Source organism: Jeotgalibacillus sp. 10bf12, from assembly GCF_055597105.1.
This window is the reverse complement of record NZ_CP200276.1, coordinates 1725001-1739834: the sequence shown is the minus strand read 5'-3', so window position 1 is coordinate 1739834 and position 14834 is coordinate 1725001. Positions and strand designations below refer to the sequence as shown.

General features: G+C 45.4%; 14 protein-coding genes, 2 rRNA genes and 1 riboswitch (1 of these 17 running past the window's edge). Of the genes, 2 read left to right on the top strand and 14 right to left on the bottom strand.

Annotated features, from left to right (window positions below):
• Positions 1-129: 129 nt before the first annotated feature.
• The 10 genes from purF to DH10bf12_RS09085 form a co-directional block, all read right to left on the bottom strand.
• Positions 130-1551 (bottom strand): amidophosphoribosyltransferase, encoded by a 1422-nt coding sequence (gene purF / locus DH10bf12_RS09130; protein WP_471735021.1) that lies wholly within the window; start codon positions 1549-1551, stop codon positions 130-132.
• Positions 1536-3749 (bottom strand): phosphoribosylformylglycinamidine synthase subunit PurL, encoded by a 2214-nt coding sequence (purL, locus tag DH10bf12_RS09125; protein ID WP_471735020.1) that lies wholly within the window; start codon positions 3747-3749, stop codon positions 1536-1538. Before purL ends, purF begins: the two co-directional genes overlap by 16 nt.
• Positions 3733-4416: a phosphoribosylformylglycinamidine synthase subunit PurQ gene (gene purQ, locus DH10bf12_RS09120; RefSeq protein ID WP_471735019.1), complete on the bottom strand. Its 684-nt coding sequence runs from the start codon at positions 4414-4416 to the stop codon at positions 3733-3735. The genes purL and purQ overlap by 17 nt, the downstream gene beginning before the upstream one ends.
• Positions 4413-4667 (bottom strand): phosphoribosylformylglycinamidine synthase subunit PurS, encoded by a 255-nt coding sequence (purS, locus tag DH10bf12_RS09115; protein ID WP_471735018.1) that lies wholly within the window; start codon positions 4665-4667, stop codon positions 4413-4415. Before purS ends, purQ begins: the two co-directional genes overlap by 4 nt.
• Positions 4664-5380 (bottom strand): phosphoribosylaminoimidazolesuccinocarboxamide synthase, encoded by a 717-nt coding sequence (purC, locus tag DH10bf12_RS09110; RefSeq protein ID WP_471735017.1) that lies wholly within the window; start codon positions 5378-5380, stop codon positions 4664-4666. Before purC ends, purS begins: the two co-directional genes overlap by 4 nt.
• Positions 5381-5628: 248 nt before the next feature.
• A complete protein-coding gene (gene purB / locus DH10bf12_RS09105; RefSeq protein ID WP_471735016.1) occupies positions 5629-6924 on the bottom strand; it encodes an adenylosuccinate lyase in 1296 nt (431 codons plus the stop codon).
• The gene (gene purK / locus DH10bf12_RS09100) at positions 6921-8069 is read right to left on the bottom strand and encodes a 5-(carboxyamino)imidazole ribonucleotide synthase (RefSeq protein ID WP_471735015.1); all 1149 of its coding nucleotides are present in this window, start codon (positions 8067-8069) and stop codon (positions 6921-6923) included. The genes purB and purK overlap by 4 nt, the downstream gene beginning before the upstream one ends.
• Positions 8066-8554: a 5-(carboxyamino)imidazole ribonucleotide mutase gene (purE, locus tag DH10bf12_RS09095; RefSeq protein ID WP_471735014.1), complete on the bottom strand. Its 489-nt coding sequence runs from the start codon at positions 8552-8554 to the stop codon at positions 8066-8068. The genes purK and purE overlap by 4 nt, the downstream gene beginning before the upstream one ends.
• A 282-nt stretch (positions 8555-8836) precedes the next feature.
• Positions 8837-8937, bottom strand: a riboswitch (purine riboswitch).
• Between the two features lie 70 nt (positions 8938-9007).
• A complete protein-coding gene (locus DH10bf12_RS09090) occupies positions 9008-9202 on the bottom strand; it encodes an NETI motif-containing protein (RefSeq protein ID WP_471735013.1) in 195 nt (64 codons plus the stop codon).
• Positions 9183-9752 carry a DUF2179 domain-containing protein gene (locus DH10bf12_RS09085; protein ID WP_404408215.1) on the bottom strand — a complete coding sequence of 190 codons (570 nt, stop codon included), beginning with the start codon at positions 9750-9752 and terminating at the stop codon, positions 9183-9185. The genes DH10bf12_RS09090 and DH10bf12_RS09085 overlap by 20 nt, the downstream gene beginning before the upstream one ends.
• 159 nt (positions 9753-9911) lie before the next feature.
• Between DH10bf12_RS09085 and DH10bf12_RS09080 the strand changes: the two genes are divergently transcribed.
• A complete protein-coding gene (locus DH10bf12_RS09080) occupies positions 9912-10856 on the top strand; it encodes a Gfo/Idh/MocA family protein (protein WP_471735012.1) in 945 nt (314 codons plus the stop codon).
• A gap of 35 nt (positions 10857-10891) precedes the next feature.
• On the opposite strand, the gene DH10bf12_RS09075 is transcribed toward DH10bf12_RS09080, so the two are convergent.
• Entirely contained in the window at positions 10892-11182 is a 291-nt protein-coding gene (locus DH10bf12_RS09075; protein WP_471735011.1) for a hypothetical protein, read from the bottom strand.
• Between the two features lie 117 nt (positions 11183-11299).
• Positions 11300-11959 carry a type 1 glutamine amidotransferase domain-containing protein gene (locus DH10bf12_RS09070; protein WP_471735010.1) on the bottom strand — a complete coding sequence of 220 codons (660 nt, stop codon included), beginning with the start codon at positions 11957-11959 and terminating at the stop codon, positions 11300-11302.
• Between the two features lie 146 nt (positions 11960-12105).
• Here DH10bf12_RS09070 and DH10bf12_RS09065 point away from each other — a divergent pair, with 146 nt between their 5' ends.
• Positions 12106-12282 carry a hypothetical protein gene (locus DH10bf12_RS09065; protein ID WP_471735009.1) on the top strand — a complete coding sequence of 59 codons (177 nt, stop codon included), beginning with the start codon at positions 12106-12108 and terminating at the stop codon, positions 12280-12282.
• Between the two features lie 128 nt (positions 12283-12410).
• Here DH10bf12_RS09065 and rrf read toward each other — a convergent pair.
• Together rrf and DH10bf12_RS09055 are read right to left on the bottom strand one after the other, a co-directional pair.
• Positions 12411-12526, bottom strand: a 5S ribosomal RNA gene (gene rrf, locus DH10bf12_RS09060).
• Positions 12527-12597: 71 nt separating this feature from the next.
• Positions 12598-14834: ribosomal RNA gene (locus DH10bf12_RS09055) — 23S ribosomal RNA — on the bottom strand (it continues 686 nt past the right edge of the window).

Here is a 14834-nt window from a genome sequence, read left to right as displayed (position 1 = left end):
CCCGGTCCCACACGTCCCTCACTGCCACAGGAGTCGCCCCCTTCCACTGCGATCTACGCTGTAGACATAAGAAATTCTCTCTTTGAATTCAATGCCTTCTATCGTTTTAATCATCGTGATAATCAAAGATTAATGCGATAATTCTTTTTCATACGGGTGAAGTGTGTCAGGGTAGATTTCAGTTGGATACTTTCCTGTAAAGCATGCAAGGCAGTGCCCTCGGTTTTCACCTTCATCATCACGTCCGACTGCTTTCACAAGACCTTCTACACTTAAAAACGATAGAGAATCAGCACCAATCTGCTGGCGGATCTCCTCAACTGAATGCTTAGATGCAATCAGTTCCTCATGACTGCTTGTATCAATGCCATAAAAACATGGATTCTTAATCGGCGGCGAACTGATCACGACGTGTACTTCTGTCGCTCCTGCTTCTTTTAGCATTTTCACGATCCGGCGGCTTGTCGTTCCGCGGACGATCGAGTCATCCACCATGACAACCCGCTTACCTTCAACCACACCTCTTACTGGTGATAGCTTCATTTTCACACCCTGCTCACGAAGTTCCTGAGAAGGCTGGATAAATGTACGCCCGATATAACGGTTCTTAATCAGTCCCATTTCATAAGGGATCGATGCTTCCTCTGCGTAGCCGATTGCTGCTGAAATACTTGAGTCCGGCACCCCTGTTACGACATCTGCTTCAATCGGGAATTCCTGCGCAAGCTGCCTGCCAAGACGCTTTCTTGCTGAGTGAATATTAATTCCGTCAATATCACTGTCAGGTCTTGAGAAATAAATATACTCCATTGAACAGATTGCACGGTTTGTCGCATATGAAAAACGCTCTGAGCGGATACCTTCATCATTAATGATTAAAAGCTCTCCAGGTTCTACGGAACGGATGACTTCTGCACCGATAATGTCAAATGCACATGTCTCAGATGCCACTGCATACCCGTTACCAACTTTAGCAAGTGTGAGTGGTCTTAAACCATGTGGATCAAGCGCCACCATTAATTCAGTTTCAGTCATAATCACAAATGCATATGCACCTTTTAACATGGTCAGTGCATTTTTCACACGTTCTTCAAGTGAGGCATACCCGCTTCTTTTAATCAGGTGGGCAAGCACTTCTGTATCAGAAGTTGTCTGAAGGATGCTTCCCTGACGCTCAAGCTGATGCTTTAATTGATTTGCGTTAACCAGGTTACCATTATGGGCAAGTGTCAGTGTGCCGCTTTGTGAGCGGAAGACGAGCGGCTGAACATTTTCATAACCGCCGCCTCCTGCTGTTGCATAGCGGACGTGACCGATTGCTCCGTGTCCTTTTAGCTCAGAAAGCATTTCCTGGTTAAATACTTCAGTTACTAGCCCCTCACCTTTTGAGAAAGATAAGTTTTCCCCGTCAGTTGCAGCGATACCCGCTCCTTCCTGACCGCGGTGCTGTAAGCTTTGAAGTGCGTAATACGTCATCTGTGCAGCCTGTTCGTGGCCCCAGACGCCAAATACACCACATTCTTCATTTAATCCTTTTAATTCAGCAAGCATGGTATTGCTCCTCTCCAGCTCTCTTCAAATTTTTCAACTGGCTGGTCAATCACAGCTGCTCCGTCATGCACAACTTTTAATACAGGCTGTACTGTTACTTCACCGATTTTCTTTGCGCCTGTCTGCGCCTCAAAGGCTTTTTGATTCTCAGGCTTTACGCTGATTAAGAATCTTGACTGCGTTTCGCTGAAAAGTTCAGTTATGACAGATCCTGTTGTTTCAGCTGTCACACCAAGACCTGACCCGAATGCTGATTCAGCAAGCGCTACTGCAAGACCGCCTTCAGCAAGGTCATGTGCTGATTGTACAAGCCCCTGTTTGATCGCTCCCAGTACCTTTTCCTGACGATCAAGCTCTGTTGTAAGATCTAGCTCAGGTGCTTTACCTGAAATCTCTCCTGCAGTCAGCTTTTGCAGTTCACTGCCGCCAAATTCAGTTTTCGTCTCACCAATCAGATAGACGGCATCTCCTGCCTTTTTAAAGCTTTGCGTTGTAATATGCTCAAGGTTTTCAATCAGTCCGACCATACCGACAACCGGTGTCGGGTAGACTGCCGTACCGTTTGTTTCGTTATATAGGGATACGTTTCCACCAATAACCGGTGCATTCAGCACGCGGCAGGCTTCACTCATGCCATCCACGGATTTTTCCATCTGCCAGAAGATCTCCGGCTTATCAGGGCTGCCAAAGTTCAGGCAGTCTGTAATCGCAAGTGGACGTCCGCCAGAGCAGACAATATTACGTGCAGCTTCTGCCACCGCAATTTTCCCGCCTGTCTCAGGGTCAAGATACAGATAGCGCGAATTGCAGTCTGTTGTCATCGCCAGCGCCTTTTCAGTGCCGCGGATACGTAGGACTGCTGCATCAGATCCAGGCGTTACAACCGTATTTGTGCGCACCTGATAGTCATACTGATCATATACCCACTCTTTACTCGCGATTGTCGGCTGTTTTAAAAGTGAATGCAGTGTTTCTTCAACGTTTTCAACTTCAGGCTCTGCATTTTCAATCTCCTGGAATTCACGATAGTAAGCAGGTTCTTTAGACGGCTTATGATACACTGGTGCATCTTCAGCAAGTGCATCAACTGGTACATCTGCCACGACATTTCCTTCATGAACAAGGCGAAGACGCTTATCGTCTGTTACAGTTCCAACTGCTACTGCATCCAGATCGTACTTGTGGAACAGCTCCTGAATTTCTGCTTCACGACCCTTTTCAATCACGATCAGCATACGCTCCTGTGATTCAGAGAGCATCATTTCATAAGCTGACATGCCTGTCTCACGCTGAGGAACAAGATCAAGATTCATTTCGATACCTGAACCTGCTTTACTTGCCATTTCAGCTGATGAACTTGTCAGACCGGCTGCTCCCATATCCTGAATACCGATCAGCGCATCATTTTTAATCAGTTCAAGGCACGCTTCAAGCAGAAGCTTCTCCATAAATGGATCCCCTACCTGTACTGCAGGGCGTTTCTCATCTGAATCCTCTGTTAATTCCTCCGATGCAAACGTCGCACCGTGAATGCCATCGCGGCCCGTCTTAGCACCAACATACATTACGGTATTGCCGAGACCTTTTGCCTGACCTTTCTGGATCTCATCATGATTGATCAGCCCGACACACATGGCATTAACCAGCGGGTTGCCGTCATATGATTTGTCAAACTGAACTTCACCACCGACTGTCGGAATGCCGATACAGTTTCCATAGCCTGCGATTCCTGCTACTACCTGCTCAAATAAGTACCGAACACGAGGAGAATCCAGTTCTCCAAAGCGTAGGGAATTGAGTATCGCAATGGGTCTAGCTCCCATTGAAAATACGTCACGTATAATCCCGCCAACACCTGTTGCCGCACCCTGGTAAGGTTCGATGGCAGATGGGTGATTATGACTCTCGATTTTGAATGCCACTGCCTGGCCGTCTCCAATATCAACAATGCCAGCTCCTTCTCCCGGTCCCTGAAGTACCTGTTCACCTGTTACAGGGAATTTCTTTAAAAGGGGCTTAGAATTTTTATAGCTGCAGTGCTCTGACCACATGACTGAAAATAATCCAAGCTCTGTATAGTTAGGCAATCTGCCAAGGATACCCTCTACAAGGCTGAATTCCTCATCAGTCAGCCCCATTTCACGATAGATTTTCTCATCCTTAATTTGCTGTTGTGCCGGTTCAAGCATTAACGACATGAGAGTCCCTCCAGTGTTTTACGATTGATTGAAACAATTTAAGTCCATCTGCACTGCCTAACAGCTCGTCCACTGCACGTTCAGGGTGAGGCATCATGCCAAGGACATTTCCTTTTTCATTCGTGATCCCTGCAATTGAAAGCAGGCTGCCATTTGGATTATCTGCATAACGGAAAGCGATCTGGCCGTTTGCTTCAAGCTGCTTCAATGTTTCCTCGTCGCAGAAATAATTCCCTTCGCCGTGTGCGACTGGCACTGTGATCCGCTCATTTTCCTGATAGGCTTGTGTAAACATGGTTTCGTTATTGACAACTTCAAGTTCGACAGGACGGCAGATAAACTTCAGTCCCTGGTTGCGAAGCATGGCGCCAGGCAGCAGTCCTGCTTCAAGCAGAATCTGAAATCCATTACATACGCCAAGAACAGGTTTACCTTCTTCAGCCGCTTTCACGACCTCACTCATCACATTTGAAAAGCGTGCAATAGACCCTGAGCGAAGATAATCTCCATAAGAGAACCCGCCAGGCAGTAACACGCCGTCAAACTGACTTAAGTCAGCTTCATCATGCCAGACGTATTCAACTTCCTCACCAAGCTCATCCTTTACTGCATGGTACATGTCAATGTCACAGTTTGATCCCGGAAATACGATGACCGCAAACTTCATTGTGTAACGGCCTCCTCCACTTCAAACTCATAGTTCTCAATAACTGTATTTGCGAGCAGCTTCTCGCACATTTCTTTCACTGTGTCTTCAATCGGACGATCAGACGGTTCGATTAACAGCTCAAGGTATTTTCCGATTCGTACATCCTGCACTTCGTGATAATCCATTGCATGAAGTGAATTCTTTACTGCTGTTCCCTGCGGATCAAGTACACTCTCTCTTAACGTTACATGAACTTTAACTTTTATCATGATTTGACGCCTCCCAGTCGGTTTAATACCTTTTCATAAGCTTCTGTCAGACTTCCAAGATTCCGTCTGAACACATCTTTATCCATTTTCTCGCCAGTTTTAATATCCCAAAGTCTGCATGTATCTGGTGAAATCTCATCAGCAAGCAGCACCTGTCCGTTTTCATCACGGCCAAACTCAAGCTTGAAGTCGATTAAATCAAGACCGATCTCTTTGAAAAATGCTGTCATGACCTCATTTACCTGCAGTCCTTTTTCTTTTAAAAGTGTCAGCTCTTCAGCTGAAGCAAGTCCGAGAACTTCGATGTGATCTTCATTAATCAGCGGATCACCGAGATCATCGTCCTTGTAATACCACTCCACAATTGTTTTTGGAAGCTTTGTTCCCTCATCCAGACCAATCCGCTTCGCAAGCGTTCCTGCTACTGTACTTCTGACAACGACTTCAATCGGAATGATCTCAACTGCCTTCACAAGCTGCTCATGATCAGAAATCTTTTTAATAAAGTGGGACTCAATGCCTTCAGCTTTCAGTTTTTCAAAAAGAAGGCTGGTGATCAGGTTATTCAGCACACCTTTACCGGTGATCGTTTCTTTCTTTTCACCGTTGAATGCAGTTGCTGAGTCTTTATATTCAATCCATAGAACGTCTTTTTGATCTGTCTGATAGAGTCGTTTTGCTTTGCCTTCGTAGAGGAGCTGTTCTTTTTTCAAATCGATTTCATCCTTTCGAATGTCGGAATATTGGGATTATTTCAGATAAGGTCTTGTTGCCGCTGATCTCCGTTTCAGGCGGACGCTTTCCGCGGGGACGGCGCTGAGCCTCCTCAGGCTTCGCCTTCCGGGGTCTCAGCTGTCCGTCACATCCCGCAGGAGTCGCCGCCTTACACTCCGATCAACTCAAAGTGTAAAATAGACGATATACGAATTAGAAAGTAACTGCTTCTTTATTTAAGTAAAACTTATAAAAGTCCGATACGCTTAAACACCGTATCTACGTGCTGCAGGTGGTAAGTGTAATCAAAGCAGTCTTCAATTTCTGCCGGAGACAGTTTTGAAGTGATTTTCTCTTCCGCTTCAACGAGCTCACGGAAGTGTACCTGCTTTTCCCATGCTTCCATTGCTTTTGGCTGCACAGTGTCATACGCTTCTTCGCGTGACAGGCCTTTGTCGATCAGTGCGAGCAATACGCGCTGTGAGTAGATCAGACCTAGTGTGCGGTCCATGTTACGCTTCATGTTTTCAGGGAATACTGTAAGGTTTTTGACGATGTTACCGAAACGGTTCAGCATGTAATTCAGTGCGATCGTTGCATCCGGCAGAATCACGCGTTCTGCAGATGAATGTGAGATATCGCGCTCATGCCATAACGGAACGTTTTCATACGCTGTCTGCATGTAACCCCTGATCAGGCGTGCAAGTCCAGTCATATTTTCAGAGCCAATCGGATTTCGTTTATGCGGCATTGCTGAAGATCCTTTTTGCCCTTTTGCAAAGAATTCTTCCACTTCACGTGTTTCACTCTTTTGCAGGCTGCGTACTTCAACAGCAAACTTTTCAATTGATGTTGCGATCAGCGCAAGTGTTGCCATGTAATCTGCGTGACGGTCGCGCTGCAGTGTCTGGGTAGAAACTGGTGCCGGTGTTAAGCCAAGTTTTTCACATACATACGATTCAACGAAAGGATCGATATTTGCATAAGTACCAACTGCACCTGACATTTTGCCGAATTCAACACCATCTGCTGCGCGTTTGAAGCGGTCAAGGTTACGCTTCATCTCTTCATACCAGAGTGCAAGTTTTAAACCGAAAGTCGTCGGTTCAGCATGGACACCGTGTGTACGGCCCATCATCACTGTGTCTTTATGTTCTTTTGCTTTCTCAGCTAAAATCTCTACAAAACGCTCAAGATCTGCAAGCAGGATTTCATTTGCCTGTCTAAGCAGATAAGAAAGTGCAGTATCGACAACGTCTGTTGACGTCAGTCCGTAATGTACCCACTTCTTTTCGTCACCAAGCGTCTCTGAGACTGCTCTTGTAAATGCCACTACGTCGTGACGCGTTTCTTCTTCGATTGCTTTAATGCGTTCTACATCAAATGATGCGTTCTCGCGGATTTTCTTTACATCCTCTTTTGGAATATCACCAAGCTCTGACCATGCTTCACATGCCAGAATTTCAACTTCAAGCCATGCTTCAAAGCGGTTCTGCTCAGTCCAAATCGCACCCATTTCAGGTCGCGTATAACGTTCAATCATCGTTGTGCCTCCTTGACTGCAGGGGTCCAGACGCCTGATGCTTTAATTTCTTTCAGCGTCTTTTCAATATCATCTGTCAGTATTGTGATATGCCCCATTTTCCTGTTAGTTTTCGCTTCGTCTTTCCCGTATAAATGAAGTGACCAGTTCGGGTAATGCGCGATGGCATTCAGCGCCGGTTCAACGTGCTGTCCGAGTAAATTCACCATGACAGCCGGCTTCAAAAGATCTGATGATGCAAGCGGCCAATTCGCAATTGTTCTGATATGCTGATGAAATTGTGATGAAGAACTTGCTTCTATTGAATAGTGACCTGAATTATGCGGTCTTGGAGCAAGCTCATTCACGTAAAGCTCTCCATTTTTTCCAACAAACATCTCAACAGCGAGTGTACCAACAAGCTTCAGTTCATCTGCTACCTGGCCAGCCAGCCTGATCGCATCCGCTTTTACTTCATCACTCACTCTTGCAGGAACAATAGACGTATGGAGTATCTGATGCTCATGAATATTTTCAGCAATTGGCTGTGTGACGGTGTCGCCTTTTTCATTGCGATGAATGATCACTGAGATCTCACAGTCAAAATCAACAAAAGCTTCTAATATACATGTACCATTGTTTTGAACTAACTTTGCTGCTTCTGCAAGATCATCTTCATTCTCAAGCTTTACCTGACCTTTACCATCGTACCCACCGGTAATTGTCTTCAATAACATCGGAAAAACGAACGTTCCTATCATATCATATAATTGTTGTTCGTTTTCTATGATTTGATAAGAAGCAGTCGGAACATCTGCTTTTGTCAGTGTATCCTTTTCAAACTGACGATTTTGTGTGATTCTGATGAGTTCAGCACCCTGAGGCACGTGAGCTTTTTCTGTTAAACGCTTTAAAGATTCATAGTCTATGTTCTCAAATTCATAGGTGATAACGTCACTTAATTCAGCGAGTTCCGCTAATCCTTTTTCATCGTCATAAGCGGTCTGAATTGTATAATCAGCAACCTGCGCACATGGTCCATTTTCAGATGGATCAAGCACTGCAATCCGAAAGCCTGCTTCCTTTGCAGCCAGTGCCATCATTCTGCCAAGCTGTCCGCCGCCGATAATGCCGATCACTGCAGGGGGAAGAATCATTTGCTTCATACAAGATCACCACTGCTTTCAAGTACTTTTTCTTCACTCTTCTTTCTCATCTCAGCAATTCTCTCAGCCAGTTCGTCATCAAATGATGAAAGCATCTGAGCTGCAAGAATACCGGCATTTGCTGCACCTGCATCCCCTATTGCAACAGTTGCAACAGGAACACCGGCTGGCATTTGAGCGATTGATAGCAGTGAATCCAGTCCGTTGAGTGCCTTTGACTGAATTGGTACACCGATTACAGGCAGTGTAGTTTTCGCTGCTACCATGCCGGGCAGGTGTGCTGCACCGCCTGCTCCTGCAATGATCACTTTGATTCCGCGTGATCTTGCCTGTTCTGCAAATGTGAACATAAGATCTGGTGTACGATGAGCGCTGACTACCTGCTTTTCGTAAGGTACCTTAAGCTCGTCCAGTTTTTCACATGCTTTCTTCATTGATGGCCAGTCTGACGTACTTCCCATAATGACGCTAACCAGTGCTGACATCCTCTCACTCCATCCGGGTTTATTTCTTTTATAACCGCTGTTGATTTCCGTGGAGGACTCCGCTTTCCTGCCCCCGGGCGGTAAGCCCCTCCGTGCCACGAATGGTCTCACCTGTCCCTTCCTGGAGAGGGAGTCTCCGTCCTCCACTCCAATCACCAGCTGAATTAAATCTTTCAATAAGTCGGTTACATTTAAAAAATAAAAAAGTCAGCAGCTTTTCTTCATTAGTAAGGATGAAGGAAAGCTGCTGACTTATGTCAGGGGACCTGCAGAATATACAGGTCTCCTGACTCTTTCCCTCATAGTCCTGTCATTTACGGTGCAGGGTAGAAACTTTCGGGCCATATTCCCGATTTTATATGAGGCCGTTCATTCAATTGATTTCGTAATTATCATAACAAGCTGACATTAGAACGTCAACATCAAAAGCGAACATTATATTTTCTGAACATTTCATTGTTCGCTTTTTTGACCCTGAAATCTGATTTTCTGTCTGACTGGTTCTTTTTTGACAGAAGATCCATCTTTTACTTCTTTAAATATCGGTTCTTCCATTCTTCTGACCGGCATGTACCCATCTTTCGCCATTCTGTCGAGACAGTCTCCGATTGACTCGTGCTCCTCAACATCAAACCACTTTTTGCTCATTTTTCTTTTCCTCCTGAGACATTCTTCTTCTCACACTCTTCACCCAGAAGCCGCCGTGAATCGCTTTTGGTTCATATGATATCATAAATGCCTTTGGATCAATTTCTTTAATTCTATCGTATAGTTTTAACTCATACTTTCTTGGCGTCAGGATCTGCATTGCGAACCGGTCTCCCTCAAGACCATTCGCTTCCCAGTCTGTCACCCCATAACCTAGCTCTCTCAGCTTTCTCGGAAGCTCAAGACCATTATCAGTTGTAATCACATTCACTGTAATATAACCAAGCGCTAATTTCTCCTCAATCTTCATCCCAATAATGACACCTAAACCATAACCAACTGCATAGGCAATCAGGTTTTGAATCTCATTCAGGTTATCGAGAACAAGCCCAAGACCTACTACATATATAACGACCTCTACCATACTGACTCCTGCAGCATAATAGCGGTATCCTTTTAACGTTAAAATCATCCGAATGGTAAAAAACGATACATAAAAAATGTTAATTGAAAATATGATCGCTACCATAACCAAGCTATTCTCAAGCAAAAGAAATCTCCTCTTTTCCGGTATTTTCAAATCCTAACAGCAATCCTACTAGCCTTAACTGAAAATGTAAAGGACAATACTCCCCAAATCATTAACTTTTCATTACTTCGTATGCCTAAGTGATATAATTATCTTATCATATGCACAGGAGTGAAGATCATGAAGGAGTTATCTATTGGAATCATCGGGCTTGGCGCTATAGGACAGCGGCTGATCCCGGCATTTGAACAACACGGGGGATTTACCGTAGCAGCCATCAGTGACGTAAATAAAGATCTAATGAAAGAAACGACACAAAAGCATGCTTTAAAAGCCATTCACTATACAGATGCTGAAGAGATGATTGAATACGGTGCACTAGATGCCTTATACATAGCTGTTCCACCTAAGTTTCACCACCACTATGCACTCCTCGCTGCAAAACGTGGTATCGCCATTCTCTGTGAAAAGCCGTTGGCAAATTCAATCACAGAAGCTGAAGAAATGACTGAGTCTGTCAAATCAGCTAAGGTCATCAATGCGATTCACTTCCCGCTTCACTACAGTAACGAAGTGGCATTATTAAAAGAAAGATTATCAAAAATTGGTGAAATCCAGAGAATCGAGCTTACAATGAGATTTGAAACATGGCCGCGTTTCTGGCAGCAAAACGACTGGATCGCAAAGCGGGAGCAGGGGGGATTCATCAGAGAGATTACACCTCATTTTATTCAGCTAACAAACAGGTTATTTGGTAAAATCGTTTTTTCTGCAAATGAAACACAATACCCTGACAATGAAACTGACAGTGAAACAAGCGTCATTGCATTCGGAACTGCCGGCTATATTCCATTGTTAATCAACGGTCATAGTGGAATTGGCATGAAAGACGATCTCACTTACAGAATCTATGGTACAAAAGGCGTGTTATCTCTTGATCAGTGGGGCGAACTGAAGTATGGCAACAAAGACCAGGCGCTTGCACTCGTCCAGCAACGCGCAACTTCTGCTTCAGGCTCCCTATTAACAGCCTTTCATCAGGCCATTACAACCGGCGAAACCGCTAATCTTATTTCATTTGAAGAAGGAACAACAGTACAAAAAGTATTCGAACAACTGCTTTAACGTAAAAAGGAGCCTCATCAACGAGACTCCTTTTTCTATTCATCAAGCTTCAGGATTGTCCGCTGAATCGGCACACCTCCCATGCTCACATTTCTTTCAATGAACAAATAATTTTTTCCATCGATCTGAAACTTCCCATTTCCTTTATAAAAGACTTCTCTTCCGTCATCATCAAGCTTCTTTTTAATCGCTGCAATGTATTCATTAAAGTTGAAATAACGTTCTTCAAAATCAATAATGATGTTTCCCTTTTTATAACCCATTAACCAGTTAAATAAGAGGAAAAGCACGATGCTAATAACCAGGATTGTTATAATGATGTACATTTTCACCCCTCCTTATCTAATCATACGATTTTCCAGTAAAATGGTTTCAAACACACTTTTTTCGCATTTAATATTATAAAAAGGCAAACCCGTTAGGATTTGCCCTTTTCAATACGATTATAATACTTTTACAAATGCCTCAGCAGCTTTTTGACTGGACTGTGGATTCTGTCCTGTAACAAACTTTCCATCAGTCAGTACATGTTCAGCCCAGTTACCCTGCGTGACAAAGTGTGCGCCTTGTTCTTCCAGCTTAGACTGAAGCAGGAATGGCATGAGCGAATCAAGACCTGTTTCCTTTTCTTCTTCATCTGTAAAGCCGGTCATCTTTTTGCCTTTAACTAAATAAGTCCCATCTGACAACTCTACATCTACAAAACCTGCCGGTCCGTGACATACAGCGCCGATCGCTTTATCATTTTCAGCAAAGTGTGACAATGCATCCTGAAGCTGTGGCTCATTTGGTAAGTCAAACATCGTTCCATGACCACCAGGCAGGAAGATTCCATCATAATTTTCAAATACTACGTTTGCTAACTTTTCGGTATTCTGAAGTTCTCCTTCAGCTTCCTTCCACTCAGCAGGATTCTCACCATCATCTAAACTGTTCGGATCAAGTGGAATCCCTCCGCCTTTAGGGCTCACCACTGTAACATCGTAACCATTATTTTTAAATTCTACATAAGGCTCAGCAAACTCTGATAACCAAAGCCCTGTTGGATGATCCTTATCAATTTCACTTGTATTCGTTAATACCATCAATACTTTTTTACTCATCGTATACATACCACCTTTACAATAATGGATGTTATCTTCTTACACTTTATTAAGATACCCGTTCACCAGCTCCTTAAACGGAACTATATGAAATTGAGACCTATTTCACCTTTTAAAAAATAAATTAAATTGTGTTTAGAGATATGATGGCATCATTTGTATACCTGATGGGATTGGTGATCTTTGTGATGGAAATAAGTGAGGGAATGAAGGAATACAGACTGGTGTTTTGGCTATTGAAAGAATTAATATCAGTATCAATGGAATCAAATCGGAAATTGAAGGAATTGAACGCAGCATTGAGGGAATCACTTTCAGATTGAAGGAAATCGCGTGTCCCATATTATGAGGGGGATCTTGTTCTATCGGTGGATGTCCTTGGGATCCTGTCCTTTAAAGGCATTTTTGAAAGCACAAAAAAAGCCTTCCCACTCAGGGGAAGACTCAGGTTGCCTAGCGACGTCCTACTCTCACAGGGGGAAACCCCCAACTACCATCGGCGCTGAAGAGCTTAACTTCCGTGTTCGGCATGGGAACGGGTGTGACCTCTTCGCTTTCATCACTAGACTTATAAAGGCTCGCGCCTTCAAAACTGGATACGTTCATCAAAGTAAGGGATTTTCCGAGAATCAACCTATTTGGTTAAGTCCTCGATCGATTAGTATTCGTCAGCTGCACATGTCACCATGCTTCCACCTCGAACCTATCTACCTGATCATCTTTCAGGGATCTTACCACTTGCGTGTGGGAAATCTCATCTTGAGGGGGGCTTCATGCTTAGATGCTTTCAGCACTTATCCCGTCCGCACATAGCTACCCAGCGATGCCATTGGCATGACAACTGGTACACCAGCGGTGCGTCCATCCCGGTCCTCTCGTACTAAGGACAGCTCCTCTCAAATTTCCTGCGCCCACGACGGATAGGGACCGAACTGTCTCACGACGTTCTGAACCCAGCTCGCGTACCGCTTTAATGGGCGAACAGCCCAACCCTTGGGACCGACTACAGCCCCAGGATGCGATGAGCCGACATCGAGGTGCCAAACCTCCCCGTCGATGTGGACTCTTGGGGGAGATAAGCCTGTTATCCCCGGGGTAGCTTTTATCCGTTGAGCGATGGCCCTTCCATGCGGAACCACCGGATCACTAAGCCCGTCTTTCGACCCTGCTCGACTTGTAGGTCTCGCAGTCAAGCTCCCTTATGCCTTTACACTCTTCGAATGATTTCCAACCATTCTGAGGGAACCTTTGGGCGCCTCCGTTACTCTTTAGGAGGCGACCGCCCCAGTCAAACTGCCTGCCTGACACTGTCTCCCGGCCCGATAAGGGCCGCGGGTTAGAAGTTCAACACAGCGGGGTAGTATCCCACCAATGCCTCCACCGAAGCTGGCGCTCCGGTTTCTAAGGCTCCTACCTATCCTGTACAAGCTGTGCCAAAATTCAATATCAGGCTGCAGTAAAGCTCCACGGGGTCTTTCCGTCCTGTCGCGGGTAACCTGCATCTTCACAGGTACTATAATTTCACCGAGTCTCTCGTTGAGACAGTGCCCAGATCGTTGCACCTTTCGTGCGGGTCGGAACTTACCCGACAAGGAATTTCGCTACCTTAGGACCGTTATAGTTACGGCCGCCGTTTACTGGGGCTTCAATTCGCACCTTCGCTTGCGCTAAGCACTCCTCTTAACCTTCCAGCACCGGGCAGGTGTCAGCCCCTATACTTCACCTTACGGTTTCGCAGAGACCTGTGTTTTTGCTAAACAGTCGCCTGGGCCTATTCACTGCGGCTCTCTCGGGCTTGCACCCTAATAGAGCACCCCTTCTCCCGAAGTTACGGGGTCATTTTGCCGAGTTCCTTAACGAGAGTTCACTCGCTCACCTTAGGATTCTCTCCTCGCCTACCTGTGTCGGTTTGCGGTACGGGCACCTTGCATCTCGCTAGAGGCTTTTCTTGGCAGTGTGGAATCAAAGACTTCGGTACTAATTTCCCTCGTCATCACAGCTCAGCTTACGCGGAAACGGGATTTACCTCATTTCCTGCCTAACTGCTTAAACACGCGCAACCAACGGCGTGCTCTCCTATCCTCCTGCGTCCCCCCATTACTCAAACGATGTGTTGGTGGTACAGGAATATCAACCTGTTGTCCATCGCCTACGCCTATCGGCCTCGGCTTAGGTCCCGACTAACCCTGAGCGGACGAGCCTTCCTCAGGAAACCTTAGGCATTCGGTGGAAGAGATTCTCACTCTTCTTTCGCTACTCATACCGGCATTCTCACTTCTAAGTACTCCACCAGTCCTTCCGGTCTGACTTCACAGCGCTTAGAACGCTCTCCTACCACGAATCTCATAGAGATTCATCCACAGCTTCGGTGAATCGTTTAGCCCCGGTACATTTTCGGCGCAGGGTCACTCGACCAGTGAGCTATTACGCACTCTTTAAATGATGGCTGCTTCTAAGCCAACATCCTGGTTGTCTAAGCAACCCCACATCCTTTTCCACTTAACGATTACTTGGGGACCTTAGCTGGTGGTCTGGGCTGTTTCCCTTTCGACTACGGATCTTATCACTCGCAGTCTGACTCCCATGGATAAGTCTTTGGCATTCGGAGTTTGTCTGAATTCGGTAACCCGTTGGGGCCCCTAGTCCAAACAGTGCTCTACCTCCAAGACTCTTACTACATGAGGCTAGCCCTAAAGCTATTTCGGAGAGAACCAGCTATCTCCAGGTTCGATTGGAATTTCTCCGCTACCCACACCTCATCCCCGCACTTTTCAACGTGCGTGGGTTCGGGCCTCCAATGAGTGTTACCTCATCTTCACCCTGGACATGGGTAGATCACCTGGTTTCGGGTCTACAACCTGATACTATGTCGCCC